Genomic DNA, 1,282 nt, shown 5'->3' with positions numbered 1-1,282 from the left:
CAAGCAAGGATTAGGCCAGTTCTGTACAGCTGCAAAGGAAATCGTACGGGAGTACCCGCGCCCACCATGGCTCTGTCGGCAAAGCTCGATCTCAGGCAATCCCAGGCATTGGTAATGACGCCGCTGCTGATGCAGTCGATTCGACTGCTGCAGCTGACGCACATCGAGCTCGAACAATTCATAGAGCAGGAGATTGAAAAGAACCCCCTGCTCGAGCGCGATGAAACAACGGGCGAGCATTTTTCGCTTGATGAGCGCGGCTTCAGCATCGATCGGATTTCCAGTGATGAACGCGAATTCGGCAGAGGAGCGGTGAGCACCGATGCCGAAGCTGATAACCCTTTGGACGGGCAAGCCGATCATTGGYTGATGAGCGGTGAATCGACGAGTTCTGGTTCGATGTCGGATACGTTTGATAGTTCTCTCGAGAACATCTTTCCCGACGATCCGGGGACACATGATTTTATTGCCGGCGACCTTGCTTCGCAGTGGAAGTCGTCTTCCGGTGATGGCTATGTTTCAACCGGCGGCGAGGGATATAATCTTGAACAGGTGACAGCAACCCCGCAGACCCTTCGGGACCATGTCGCCGAGCAGATTATTTTCGCCTTTGCATCGGCGGGCGACCGCCTTATCGCCGCTGAGCTTGCCGATCATCTTGATGAGACAGGTTACTTGCGCGCTGACGTAGAAGAAATCGCCGCAAGGTTTGGTGTCGATACCAGTTACATCGAGAAACTGATTGCAGTCTTGCAGGGGTTCGAGCCCACAGGGCTGTTCGCGCGTGACCTTGCGGAGTGCCTGTCACTCCAGTTGCGCGCAAGAAACCGCTTAGGCTCGAGCATGAAAACCTTGCTGCAAAACCTCGATTTATTAGCCAAACGCGATTTCCACAGCCTCAAGAAGCTTTGTCATGTAGGTGACGCGGATATTCTGGCTATGCTGCAGGAAATCCAGCATCTTGATCCAAAGCCTGGGACAGCCTTTTCCTCTGGCGTAGCGGATAGCATTGTGCCCGACGTACAGGTGGACACCGCGTCTGATGGAAGTTGGCGAATCGAGCTTAATCCCGATGCCCTGCCGCGAGTACTCATCAACAACAGCTACTATGCGACGATAGCGAAAACGAAAACCTCTCCCGCCGAGAAGACGTTTCTGAGCGAATGTTTGCAAAGTGCCAACTGGCTAACGCGTAGCCTTGATCAGCGGGCACAAACAATTCTCAAGGTCGCCAGTGAGATTGTTCGCCAGCAGGAACAATTTCTTCGTCACGGCGTTGCCT

1 protein-coding gene is annotated in these 1,282 nt (G+C 53.8%); it reads left to right on the top strand.

Annotated features, from left to right (window positions below):
* Positions 1 to 66: 66 nt before the first annotated feature.
* The coding region (locus ACXJ5O_RS27280) for an RNA polymerase factor sigma-54 (RefSeq protein ID WP_457302641.1) at positions 67 to 1,282 on the top strand (1,216 nt) is incomplete at its 3' end.

The organism is Phyllobacterium sp. P5_D12 (genome assembly GCF_054049495.1).
Note: the sequence above shows the minus strand (reverse complement) of the source record. Positions and strands in the feature narration are given on the sequence as shown.